Raw genomic sequence first — 11,980 nt, 5'->3', positions numbered from 1 at the left:
ATGGCACTGCTCATTACAACTAAATGCATTAACTGTGACATGTGTGATCCTGAATGCCCAAATGAGGCAATCACTATGGGGGATGAGTTTTACGAAATTAATCCTGATCGCTGCACAGAATGTAAAGGGCACTATGATAAGCCAACCTGCCAGTCAGTTTGTCCTATTACCAATTGCATTATTACTGATCCTGAGCATATTGAGTCAGACGATGAACTACTTGAAAAGTTTGTCACCCTGCAAGGCCTTGCTTAGTTTCCAATAATAAACCGTATAAAAAAAGCGCCACTCAGTTAACTGTGCGGCGCTTTTTTATTTAATCAATATAAATGTCAATCAATACTAGTTTTTCAAAACCACCGCACACATTGGTGGTAATACTTTTACTGGTTTTGGCTTTGGCTTAACATCGCTAATCGGCTTTGTGGTTACTGGCGCTTTATAATTTGGCGCCCACGATGCAAGCTCAGTTCCACAACCATCACCTGCTGGCGGCGGCGTTTGTGGCTCACAAGTAGTACTGCCTTCTGGACAATTTAAACGCACATGAAAGTGATAATAATGACCAAACCAAGGTCGCACTTTACTTAACCAATCACGCTGTTTCCATTCGGTTTTACATAACTGTTGTTTGATCACTGGATGAACAAAGATCCGCGCTACTCGATCATCACTTGCCGCTAACTGAATAAGCTGTGCTTGCTTAGAGCTCCAATTCTTCTCAATGATCTGGTAATTTTTCACATCAACCATTGGCAGTGCAGCAACTGTTTTTAGTTCTTGCTGTGATAATGGCTTTTCCGGTATCCGTAACCAAATATCAGCATCTAACCCTGTTTGGTGACTTGCATGGCCTGACGAGAAGCGTCCACCACGTGGCATTGCAATATCGCCCACCAGCACATTACCAATTTTTAGTTGCTGTGATTGCTTCATCAATTGCTGTAAAAAAACAATCATTTCACTGTGGCCATAATAACGCTCACGCTCAGAACGTATCACTTGATAGCCATCACCTTGAAGTGGTAAATCTTCACCACCGGCAAGACAGCCATTAGCATACGAACCAATCGAACTTGAATCGCCACTACTTGGTTGTGTTACTTTTTCCCACGCTGTCGCCATCACAGCCTGGCTCATACAAATGAGTATCAAGCCCGTGATTATCTTCCCTAAATACATTACTCTTCCTTTCTCTCATCGGTAATCATAATGATAACGCAACTGTTTAACGATGCAAAATTCAGCCACCAATAAAACAGAGCTATTTACGCTAATATCGAGCACACATCATAGTAACTAAAATATAACTATTATTATTTTACTGTTATCATTTAAATTAAATTATTAATTATCCAATCACAATAAACAACAAATAACGCAACAACTTTATTCTTTAACTGATGATATTAACTGTTCACAATTATAAAAAAATAATATTTTATAAAAAAACAAACCGTTATTAACATCATCTATTCAACATTGTATGTTAAATAAACACCAAAATATATCATATTTGACATTTAAGATTTCACTTAATTGCATTAAAAGTTAAACCCTCATGTCTATTTTACTTTTAAATAAAATAACCTGTTATTAGTACTATATTTAAATATATAAAGGTACAGATTGAAAACAAAAAAAGCAAAAAACTAACATCATGATTAAAAAGGGAATATTGAAATATTAGTTATTATTACTTGAAAATTAATTTATCATTAGTTAACAAAAAAAAATTAACCAACTAATTATTGCAACGTTTAACTTTAAGTTAATAATAAAATCACCACCTACAACGTATTATATAAATATATTTACTATTAAAGACAAAACATGAGTAAATATAGTAAAACCACCACAACTACAAATGCAAACAATTATCACTCAGCCGTAATTACCTCTTTTTTGCTTTAAAGTATGATAACTACATCATGAGTTATTAATGATATTTAAATATATATATATATTATTTAATTTTTTATTCTAATTTTCAAAGAACCTTACCTAATAGCAATATTTGACGACATTATATTCACCCATATAATAACCTCGTAAATTTCACCCTCTTCTTTATTTCTAATAAGGTCTTTTTAGATTGAATATAAGTAGACGTCAATTATTTAAATTGTGCGCAGGGGCTGTAGCAACAACTACAATTGCTTCCCTTGCCACAATACCGCAAAAAGCATGGGCACAAGCTCGTGAGTTCAAATTAACTGCAGCCAAAGAAACACGTAATACCTGTTCTTATTGTTCAGTGGGCTGTGGCACATTACTGTATAGCACTGGTGCTACTGGCGGTAATATTAAACAAAAAGTGTTCCACGTTGAGGGGGATCCTGATCATCCAGTAAGCCGTGGTGCATTATGTCCTAAAGGTGCGGGCCTAGCTGGTTTTGTTAACAGCGAACAACGTTTGAAATTCCCAGAATACCGCGCTCCAGGCTCAGATAAATGGCAACGTCTAACATGGGACGAAGCATTTAGCCGTATCGCTAAACTAATGAAACAAGACCGTGATGCTAACTTGGTAAAAACCAATGATGAAGGCACCATAGTAAACCGCTGGCTAACAACAGGCATGCTTTGTGCCTCAGCGGAAAGTAATGAAAATGGTTGGTTAACTCAGAAATTTGCCCGTGGTTTGGGTATGGTTCCTGTAGACACTCAAGCGCGTATTTGACACGGCCCAACGGTAGCAAGTCTTGCTCCAACATTTGGCCGCGGCGCGATGACCAACAACTGGGTTGATATCAAAAATGCCAACCTTATTCTTGTTATGGGCGGTAACGCAGCAGAAGCACACCCTGTAGGCTTCCGCTGGGCGATTGAAGCTCAAAAAAATAACAACGCTGAAATCATTGTGGTTGATCCACGTTTCACGCGTACAGCAGCAGTCGCTGATCACTATGCACCGATCCGTTCAGGTGCCGATATTGCTTTCTTATTAGGTGCTATTCGCTACCTAATCGCTAGCAGTCAAGTGAATCATGAGTATGTTAAAGCATACACTAACGCTAGCTTTATCGTACGTGATGATTACGCGTTCCACGATGGTCTATTCTCTGGCTATGACGCCGAGAAACGTCAGTACGATCGCAGCAGCTGGTTCTACCAACTTGACGATCAAGGTTATGCGCTAAAGGATGAATCACTACAACATCCTCGCTGTGTATGGAACCTACTTAAAGATCACGTTGCCCGTTATACACCTGACGTTGTTTCAAATATCACAGGTACACCTGTTGATATGTTTGATCACGTCTGTAAAGCACTAGGTAGCACAGCTGCGGATAACCGCGTTGCGACTATCTTATATGCTACAGGCTGGACTCAGCACTCTAAAGGCGCTGAAAACATCCGTTGTATGGCAATGATCCAGTTACTACTAGGTAACATGGGCGTGGCTGGCGGCGGTGTTAATGCCTTACGTGGTCACTCTAACATTCAAGGTATTACTGACCTTGGCTTGTTAGCACAAAGTTTACCGGGTTACTTAAAACTACCATCGGATAAAGATGTTGATTTAGCCGCTCACCTTAAGCACCACACACCAGTGGCACTTGAAGCGGATCAAACCAACTACTGGCAGCACTACCCAGCATTCTTCGTGTCATTACTAAAGTCTTTCTACGGCAAAAATGCAACCGCTGAAAATAACTTTGGTTACGATATGATGCCGAAGTGGGATCAAGGCTATGACATGTTGCGCGTGTTCGAAATGATGAACAAAGGCGAAATGAATGGCTATATCTGTCAAGGTTTCAACCCTGTTGCTTCTATGTCTAACAAGCAAAAAACATTGGATGCACTATCTAAGCTTAAATACTTAGTGGTTGTTGATCCTCTTGCAACTGAGACTTCTACGTTCTGGCAGAATAAACCTAACGTTAATGAAGTTGATACCGCAAGCATTAACACTGAAGTGTTCCGTTTACCTTGTGCTTGTTTTGCTGAAGAAGATGGCACCATCGTAAGTTCAGCACGTTGGTTACAATGGCACTGGAAAGCTGCTGACATGCCAGGAGAAGCTAAGGGTGATGCAGAGATCTTAGCCGGTATCTTCTTGAAGATGCGCGATATGTATCAACAACATGGCGGTACATACCCTGATCCGATCCTAGCACTTGATTGGAACTATGCGATCCCTTCAGCGCCAAATACTAAAGAGTTAGCGCAAGAACTTAACGGTAAAGATGCTAACGGTAAGCAGCTATCTAGCTTTAGTAAACTAAAGGCTGATGGTTCAACCAATGCAGCTTGTTGGTTATACACTGGTAGTTGGACAGAAGCGGGTAACCAAACAGCACGTCGTGATAACAGCGATCCATCTGGTTTAGGTATTGCACCTAACTGGGCATGGTCATGGCCTGCAAACCGTCGTGTATTGTACAACCGTGCATCAACACGTCCAGACGGCACACCATGGGATAAATCACGTATCTTGGTTGAATGGAATGGTAGCAAGTGGGTCGGCCCTGATGTGCCTGACTTTAACGCTAAATTGCCACCATCAAGCAATGCTGGTCCATTTATCATGCAACCAGAAGGCGTTGGTCGTCTGTTCGCACTTGATAAAATGGCTGAAGGTCCGTTCCCTGAGCACTACGAACCGTTTGAAACACCGATTGGTACCAATCCATTACATAAAAATGTGATTTCAAACCCAGCGGCACGTTTGTTCAAAGATGATGCAGCTCAACTAGGTACGAAAGAGGACTACCCATTCGTGGGGACCACTTATCGTCTGACTGAGCACTTCCATACCTGGACAAGTCACTCTCACTTCAATGCTGTACTACAACCTGAACAATTTGTAGAAATTGGCGAAGGTTTAGCGAAGGAGCGTGGTATTAACAATGCTGACATGGTACGTGTGACATCTAAGCGTGGCGCTATTGTAGCTAAAGCTTATGTATCGAAGCGTATTACGCCACTACATGTTAACGGCCAAGCAGTTCACACTGTCGGTATTCCGATTCACTGGGGCTACGAAGGCGATACTAAGCCGGGTTACCTTGCGAATACGTTATCGCCATGTGTCGGTGATGCTAACTCACAAACGCCTGAATACAAGGCATTTTTGGTTAACGTAGAGAAGGTGAAGTAAGCCATGGGTATGGAATCACAGAATATTATTCGTAGTTCTGCTACATCGTCGATTACTCCATCTCCTGATGCGCGTGAGCGTCAAATTCAGGTAACAAAGTTAATCGATGTAACATGCTGTACCGGCTGTAAAGGCTGTATGGATGCCTGTAGTGAGTGGAACAACTTACGCGGTAAAGTAGGTACCTTTGAAGGTTCTTACCAAAATCCGCCGAATACGACCGCTGAAACTTGGACCACTATCCACTTCAAAGAAATTGAAGAAGATAATAAATTCAAGTGGCTATTTAGCAAACATAGCTGCATGCACTGTTCTGATCCAGGCTGTTTAAAAGCTTGTCCAGAACCTGGCGCTATCGTGCAATATGAAAACGGTGTAGTCGATTTCAACTCGGAAAAATGTGTCGGTTGCGGTTACTGTATCGCAGGCTGCCCATTTGATATTCCGCGTATGAACCCAGTTGATAACCGCGTTTACAAATGTACCTTATGTCTTGATCGTCTTCAGGCAGGTCAAGTGCCTTCATGTGCTAAAACCTGTCCAACAGGCGCACTACGTTTTGGCCCTCGTGAAGAAATTCTTGAGTATGCCAACCAACGTGTTACGGCACTACAAGCCAAAGGCCATAAAAAAGCAGGTATCTACAACCCACAAGGTGTTGGCGGTACGCATGTGATTTATGTTCTACACGATGTCACTGATCCTGAGCGTTACGATCTCCCTAAAGATCCTAAAATCAGCGAAACAGTGAAATTATGGAAAGACGATCTTAAGCCACTAGCTGCAGCAGGTTTAGTCGGTACGTTAGCACTTGCTGCTATCCACCGTGTAACTGTTGGTCGTAGTCGTGTTGCTGAAGATGAAGGGGATGAGAAATGAGTTTGAACCAAACAATTTTACGTCATAAGCCTTTAGATCGTGTTGTGCATTGGACTGTTGCGTTAACAGGTATCTGGACTTTATTGTCTGGACTATCTTTTATGTTTGCACCATTGCACTTCCTTAGCTATGTCTACGGTACACCACAACTTGCTCGTATTTTGCACCCGTTCGGTGCAATTGTGATGACAGTAGGTTTATTTTTCCTTGTGATCCGTTATTGGAGCCATAACCACTTTGAAAAAGGTGATCTCCAATGGATGCTAAAAGTAAAAGATGTACTAACTGAAAACGAAGAAAATGTACCGGAAGCTGGTCAATATAACGCTGGTCAAAAAATGCTTCTGCGTCAGTTTATTGCCTGTGGCCTCATTTTACTGATCACTGGTTTAATCGCATGGCGTGCTTACTTTTCGGCTTACTTCAGTATTGATATTATCCGTATTGCATTGATTGTTCACTCAGTCACCGCCTTAGTATTTGCCTTAAGTTTAATTATCCATGCCTACATGGCGTATTGGGTAAAAGGCTCTATTGACGGCATGTTAGAAGGTAAGGTTTCTCCCGCTTGGGCAAAGAAACATCACCCACGTTGGTTCCGTTCTCTATCTGACAACAAAGACCAACACTAATAACATAGCTCTAGAACGGATAAGCCTCGCTGTTTATCCGTTCTTTATTTCTATACCAACCTCGGTTTACCGTGGTTGGTATTCTTATAATTGGATATCTGTATGAGCGTTAAAATTTTAGATAAAGACACCATAATTAAACAAAAAAGTGATGGCTTTAGTCCGCTAATTATTGGTGATCCCGCCACCATTTTTCATGCCCGCGCAGCACGTTTACGTCAGTTGGCACAAGATTCTTTTATGGCAGATTACCTGTTATTAGCTGGACAAATAGTGCAGCAACAACTGCATTTAGTTGATACTTTTAATAGCGCAGTACAGCAGCAATTACAAACGAAAACACTAACATGGCCAGTTGAAATTGATGGTACTTGGCAAGCAATTTTAGACCCAATGCTAACCCAGCTAACCTCTGCACTGCGTCCTGTTGTTAGCGATGATATCGTTAAGGTTATCGATAATATTAGCCAAATTGATCAACAAACATTGCAGCATTACTTTCATGCTTTACAGCAAAATCAAGCTGAACGCGTACCCGCTGATATCGCTATAATCCTTTGGGGTTGTATTAATACGTTAATGAGCTTAATCGTAGCGAATACCAAACTAGAATGGCAACCAGAAGCGAATGCCAAACAATCACATTGCCCTCTTTGTGGTGGCGCACCTGCCGCAAGTTTAATCCAAGGCAGTGGTCATCGTTACCTGCATTGCAGCCAATGTGAAGCGCAATGGCACCGATTACGTGCAGAATGCACTCAATGTGGTGATGGCGAAAATATTCAACTTCAAAGTGAATCACTAGAAGATAGCGTTCGTGCTGAAACGTGCAGTCATTGTCAAAGCTACTTAAAAATGTTGGTACTAGAGAAGAATCCACAATTAGATCCTATCGCTGATGATCTTGCGACACTAGTGCTTGATCAAAAACTTAGCCAAATGGAATTCTATCGCAGCGGCTTTAATCCTTTTTTACTGCCCCTCGCTCAATAACGCTTTAGAGTAACGCTATGATTATTGCTACAGCTGGCCATGTCGATCATGGTAAAACCAAACTATTACATGCCCTTACTGGGATCAATGCCGATCGACTGCCAGAAGAGCAACAACGCGGGCTCACTATTGATTTAGGCTATGCTTTTATGGCTTATCACTCAACAAAATCTAATCAGCACCAAACCTTAGGTTTTATTGATGTACCAGGCCATGAAAAGTTCCTATCCAATATGCTCGCGGGCGTAGGCACCGCGCACCACGCAATGCTAATTGTTGCTGGTGATGAAGGCATGATGCCTCAAAGCCATGAACACCTAACTATTCTGCGCTTATTAGCCATGGATAGCTTAACGGTGGTGATCACCAAATCAGATCTCACTACCTTTGAGCAACAGCAGCAACTCGAAGCTAAATTAAGCCAGTTATTAGTTCAATATGGGTTTACTCAAGCGACGATCTTTCATTGTTCAGCCGTCACCAATGAGGGTATTGATGATCTCAAACAACATCTAATTGAACTTGCAGACAATGAACAGCAGCACGATAACACGCTTAATTTTAAACTTGCTATTGACCGCGCGTTTCATGTTAAAGGCTCAGGTTTAGTGGTAACAGGAACCGCTTTAAATGGTCAGATTAATATCGGTGATAGCCTGTGTTTAGTCAGCCATAGCAACCTTAAAAAAGGCCATAGCCAAGCTCATATTGTGCGAGTAAAGAGTATCCATGCTCAAGGTAAATCAGCTGAATTTGCAACAGCAAATCAACGGGTAGCGCTTAATATTAGCGGTGATATTGATAAAGCACAGTTAAAACGCGGTGATTGGTTATTACACACTGCGCCAACGGAAATAATCACTCGAGTCACGGTTAAATTAAACGCTAATCAACCCATTAAGCACTGGCAAAACATTCAAGTTTTCCATGCGGCTACCCACACCACTGGCCGTATTGCATTATTAGAAGATAATCAATTAGCGAGTGGCGATAGCGCACTTGCGGAAATCACATTTGATACGCCATTGTGTTTAACCGAACAAGATCGCTTATTACTGCGCGATCCGGCTCAAAAAACCAACCTTGGCAGCGCAATTGTTATTGATCTACTCCCACCGAATCGTGGCAAACGTAAACCGCAGCGACTTGAATACCTCAATCAACGCGCAGGGTTAAATACACTCAGTGATATCATTGAGTTTAAGCTCCAGCATGCGCCCCAATCACACCAACAATTGATCGAACAACATCAGTGTCAAGCTGATGTTATTAGCCAGCTATTAGTCACGAATACGACCATCAACCAATATGGCGATTACCTTTGTTATAACAGCTATCAGCAGGCGCTACAGCAGCACATTATCACCACCTTAAAGCAGTATCATCAGCAAGCTCAAGATAACCTTGGTGTTGGTAAAGATCGTCTATATCGAATGACGGCGCTGAATCAGCCCCAAATTATCTTTAATGCAATTATCACCCAATTGCTCAATCAACAACTGTTAGCAAATACTCGAGGTTGGTTGCACTTAGCCGAGCATAAGTTACAGCTCACCGCAACTGAGCAACAATGGTGGCAGCAAATAGAACAACTGATGATTAGTGATCCCCAACCATGGTGGGTACGTGATCTTGCTGCTGAAATTGGTGAAGATGAAAATGATATTCGCAAATTAAACTATAAACTTGCGCAATTAAGCTATGTTGCCGCTATCGTTAAAGATCGTTATGTAACACATCAATATCTAGTACAAATGGCAACTGAGGTACGTCAACATACCGCTCAACATCAAAAACTAGAAACGGCTGAATTTAGAAATATCAGTCAGCTAGGTCGTAAAGTTGCAATTCAATTATTAGAATATTTTGACAAGATTGGTTTTACTAAACGTAAATTTAATTATCGCGAATTAAAAGATCAGGATTTATTACAGCAAGAATAAACAGAGAAGTGGCGGAAGAACATAGGAGTCGAACCTACCCAGGACTGCTGGCAGCCCTACCCGGATTTGAAATCCGGACGCATCACCGGATACGACGTTCTTCCTTTATATAGAAAATGTATTTTATTGCTTTAAGGTATATTCTGCAACCGCTATCTAGCATTGATTAAGATAGCGGTTTCTTTTATAGATCAATTGTCTAAATAACCATCTATTTCATCTGCTGATCAAGATTTAGAATCGTTAAAGCATTACTAACACTGGTCGCAAGCACATCGACAACCCCAGATCGCAGCGCACCTAATAAGGCTAATGCTTTACTATTTTCTGCAGCAGTGACCACTACTGTTGGAATATGACGTAGTTCATCCATGGTTAAACCAATCACTCGATCACTCATCATGGTATCCGCTTGTTTACCTTGGCTATCAAAAAAATCATAACCCGCAATATCACCGACAACACCTTTACGAATACGTGCTTCTACTATCTCTTGAGGAGTGAACCAGCCTAACTTCACCATATGACTATTTTCATTCATATCACCAACTCCCACTAAAGCAACATCAGCGCGACGAGCGCGATCCAACGTTTCCTTAACAGTGCCATTTTTCATGAATGCTTCTTTAACAATAATATCTTCAACATAAGCCGGGGCATATAGCGTTTCACTGATACCATCATATTTTTTAGCTAATTGACGACAAATATGATCGGCATTAATAGCATTGCCAGAACGGTGAGTACCACCAATACCACACACAAAACGGCAGTTCCGATGTGGTACAACTCCAACATGATTGGCAATTGAAGCAATATTTCGCCCTTGCCCAACAGCTACCACCATATCATCAGATAATGTCGCAGCAAGATAGCCAGAGACAAGGCTCGCCACCTGTTGACGTTGAGATTCATCATCAGGTTGATCTAATGCAATCAACGCCCGTTTTAGATTAAACCGCTCAATTAATTGCTGTTCTAACTTTTCACTAAATACCGGATGATATTTAACGGTGATCTCAACCACCCCTTCATCGCGTGCGCGACGAAGTAAACGACCAATTTTGGCACGAGACATGCCAAAACGTTGTGATATTTCTTCCTGAGTTGCACCTTCTTGATAATAGGCAATAGCAATTTCAGTCAGCTGATCATTCTCAGCATGATTATTTTCATTATTCAAACTGCTCATCACTTTGTCCTTCATATACGGGCACTTAGATCAATGGCTTATTCTAACACTGCCAAATCAAAATCGAGAGGTTATTAACGCACATGCTACACCTCTGGCAATGTACAGCTTTAAAAGCCATGATCATCAAAAACATAACCACCTTTTTAATACACCGTAGGCCGAATAAAATCACATCACTATCTAACTGATAATTAAAGAGTGTTCAGTTTGTACAGCTTTTGGTGCACCTAAACCTAAAAGCTATTTTCGATATAATAATATTGATTGATATCCAACAAATAACGACATCTCAGAGTAACGAGCCATAAAGCACAACAAGTTTATGGCTAAATTTAAGCCCTCTGCCGTCATTCCCTACAGTGAGGTTACGAACGAGATAGGGAATCTATTATTAGCACATTGTAGAGTTATTGTTTTAGCTGCTTTTTTATTGGTTTCTTTAATGCTCAAATACGTGATGAGCAGAGCACGGATAGCTCGTGCCTCCCTTTCGAGATGACGGATGATAGCCTGCGCTATCATTACCATTTTCTACAGACGAAAAAAACCTGAATCGTTAGATTCAGGTCTCTTTAATAATATGAAGTGGACGGGACTTGCCATATCTAATATGACAACCAAAGCATCAGCGCGCCCTTTTTCTATCACATAATAACCGTGGAGGCTGCTAAGCTTCCTAATCAAAACTAACTTATGACTTAATCCTCTGCCGTCATTCCCTACAGTGAGGTTACGAACGAGATAGGGAATCTATTATTAGCACGTTGTAGAGTTATTGTTTTAGCTGCTTTTTTATTGGTTTCTTTAATGCTCAAACACGTGATGAGCAGAGCACGGATAGCTCGTGCCTCCCTTTCGAGATGACGGATGATAGCCTGTGCTATCATTACCATTTTCTACAGACGAAAAAAAACCTGAATCATTAGATTCAGGTCTCTTTAATAATGGCGGAGTGGACGGGACTTACCATTCCGAACATCAGCACGCCCCCCGACATGACAGGCCGCTAAGGTTCCCAATAAAGAGCCTAACCAACTGAACTACCACGTAACATAATCATTTTCTACAGACGAAAAAAAACCTGAATCGTTAGATTCAGGTCTCTTTAATAATGGCGGAGTGGACGGGACTCGAACCCGCGACCCCCGGCGTGACAGGCCGGTATTCTAACCAACTGAACTACCACTCCGCAGTGTCTATTCAGCATTTAAGCAATTTGAAGCCTGGC

Annotated in this window: 8 protein-coding genes and 2 tRNA genes; 6 read left to right on the top strand and 4 right to left on the bottom strand. The window is 41.4% G+C overall.

Going from position 1 to position 11,980, the window contains the following annotated elements; all coding sequences use genetic code 11:
- Positions 1 to 255 (top strand): YfhL family 4Fe-4S dicluster ferredoxin, encoded by a 255-nt coding sequence (locus tag C0W29_RS20625; protein WP_045043384.1) that lies wholly within the window; start codon positions 1 to 3, stop codon positions 253 to 255.
- Positions 256 to 342: 87 nt separating this feature from the next.
- Here the strand turns inward: C0W29_RS20625 and mepA are convergent, their stop codons facing one another.
- The gene (gene mepA / locus C0W29_RS20620; RefSeq protein ID WP_235869055.1) at positions 343 to 1,140 is read right to left on the bottom strand and encodes a penicillin-insensitive murein endopeptidase; all 798 of its coding nucleotides are present in this window, start codon (positions 1,138 to 1,140) and stop codon (positions 343 to 345) included.
- 955 nt (positions 1,141 to 2,095) lie between these two features.
- Here mepA and fdnG point away from each other — a divergent pair.
- From fdnG to selB, 5 genes are all read left to right on the top strand, one after another.
- Positions 2,096 to 5,110 (top strand): formate dehydrogenase-N subunit alpha, encoded by a 3,015-nt coding sequence (fdnG, locus tag C0W29_RS20610; protein ID WP_146146378.1) that lies wholly within the window; start codon positions 2,096 to 2,098, stop codon positions 5,108 to 5,110.
- Positions 5,111 to 5,113: 3 nt separating this feature from the next.
- A complete protein-coding gene (fdxH, locus tag C0W29_RS20605) occupies positions 5,114 to 5,989 on the top strand; it encodes a formate dehydrogenase subunit beta (protein ID WP_036795895.1) in 876 nt (291 codons plus the stop codon).
- Positions 5,986 to 6,621, top strand: a complete 636-nt coding sequence (locus C0W29_RS20600) for a formate dehydrogenase subunit gamma (RefSeq protein ID WP_045045504.1) — start codon at positions 5,986 to 5,988, stop codon at positions 6,619 to 6,621. The genes fdxH and C0W29_RS20600 overlap by 4 nt, the downstream gene beginning before the upstream one ends.
- A 102-nt stretch (positions 6,622 to 6,723) precedes the next feature.
- A complete protein-coding gene (gene fdhE, locus C0W29_RS20595; RefSeq protein WP_045043382.1) occupies positions 6,724 to 7,614 on the top strand; it encodes a formate dehydrogenase accessory protein FdhE in 891 nt (296 codons plus the stop codon).
- Positions 7,615 to 7,631: 17 nt separating this feature from the next.
- The gene (gene selB / locus C0W29_RS20590) at positions 7,632 to 9,557 is read left to right on the top strand and encodes a selenocysteine-specific translation elongation factor (RefSeq protein WP_045043381.1); all 1,926 of its coding nucleotides are present in this window, start codon (positions 7,632 to 7,634) and stop codon (positions 9,555 to 9,557) included.
- 9 nt (positions 9,558 to 9,566) lie between these two features.
- On the opposite strand, the gene C0W29_RS21695 is transcribed toward selB, so the two are convergent.
- From C0W29_RS21695 to C0W29_RS20580, 3 genes are all read right to left on the bottom strand, one after another.
- Positions 9,567 to 9,661, bottom strand: a tRNA-Sec gene (locus tag C0W29_RS21695).
- Positions 9,662 to 9,768: 107 nt separating this feature from the next.
- Positions 9,769 to 10,749: a sugar-binding transcriptional regulator gene (locus C0W29_RS20585; protein ID WP_036795899.1), complete on the bottom strand. Its 981-nt coding sequence runs from the start codon at positions 10,747 to 10,749 to the stop codon at positions 9,769 to 9,771.
- A gap of 1,115 nt (positions 10,750 to 11,864) precedes the next feature.
- Positions 11,865 to 11,941: transfer RNA gene (locus tag C0W29_RS20580), tRNA-Asp, on the bottom strand.
- Between the last annotated feature and the right edge of the window lie 39 nt (positions 11,942 to 11,980).

The sequence above is a fragment of the Photobacterium kishitanii genome, from assembly GCF_003026355.1.
In the GTDB taxonomy this organism is placed as follows: Bacteria; Pseudomonadota; Gammaproteobacteria; order Enterobacterales; family Vibrionaceae; genus Photobacterium; species Photobacterium kishitanii.
The sequence above is the reverse complement of the archived record's forward strand: the minus strand, read 5'-3'. Positions and strand labels throughout refer to the sequence as shown.

Excerpts from the sequence above, each read along its gene's own strand:
- C0W29_RS20625 (WP_045043384.1), top strand. The coding sequence starts at position 1 with ATGGCACTGCTCATTACAACTAAATGCATTAACTGTGACATGTGTGAT.
- mepA (WP_235869055.1), bottom strand. The coding sequence starts at position 1,140 with ATGAGCCAGGCTGTGATGGCGACAGCGTGGGAAAAAGTAACACAACCA.
- fdxH (WP_036795895.1), top strand. The coding sequence starts at position 5,114 with ATGGGTATGGAATCACAGAATATTATTCGTAGTTCTGCTACATCGTCG.
- C0W29_RS20600 (WP_045045504.1), top strand. The coding sequence starts at position 5,986 with ATGAGTTTGAACCAAACAATTTTACGTCATAAGCCTTTAGATCGTGTT.
- fdhE (WP_045043382.1), top strand. The coding sequence starts at position 6,724 with ATGAGCGTTAAAATTTTAGATAAAGACACCATAATTAAACAAAAAAGT.
- selB (WP_045043381.1), top strand. The coding sequence starts at position 7,632 with ATGATTATTGCTACAGCTGGCCATGTCGATCATGGTAAAACCAAACTA.
- C0W29_RS20585 (WP_036795899.1), bottom strand. The coding sequence starts at position 10,749 with ATGAGCAGTTTGAATAATGAAAATAATCATGCTGAGAATGATCAGCTG.